The organism is Clostridium sp. MCC353 (assembly GCF_018785315.1).
GTDB lineage: Bacteria > Bacillota > Clostridia > Lachnospirales > Lachnospiraceae > CHH4-2.
In genome coordinates this window covers 1-311 of the sequence record NZ_WQPN01000129.1, presented here as the reverse complement: position 1 = coordinate 311, position 311 = coordinate 1, and the positions used below count along the sequence as shown (strand labels likewise).

Below are 311 nucleotides of genomic sequence, written 5' to 3'. Positions count from 1 at the left end.
AGAAGCCGGAAATGTCTTATCCGGAACCATCGCCGGAGACGGAAGCCTGGTGCTGAAAGTATACTTTAAACAGCAGTTCACCGTAACCTATGAACCGGGAACCCAGGGAACCTTTAAGGCTGAGACCACAGAGAACCTGGATTACAACACGGCGACCCCTGGATTTAAGGGAACCACAACAGGAAACGCCGGATACACCTTCGCAGGCTGGGAGCCTGAGGTTGCGGATATGGTAACGAAAGATGCCGTATATGTGGCCCAGTGGACAGCCGATGAAGATACAGAGTATAAGGTAGAGTACTACTATGAAA

General features: G+C 50.5%; 1 protein-coding gene. It reads left to right on the top strand.

Annotation, left to right across the window (positions count from 1 at the left end; all coding sequences use genetic code 11):
- Window positions 1-311, top strand: a 311-nt coding sequence (locus GPL15_RS28180) for a hypothetical protein (protein ID WP_215700706.1), incomplete at both ends; no start/stop codon positions are given.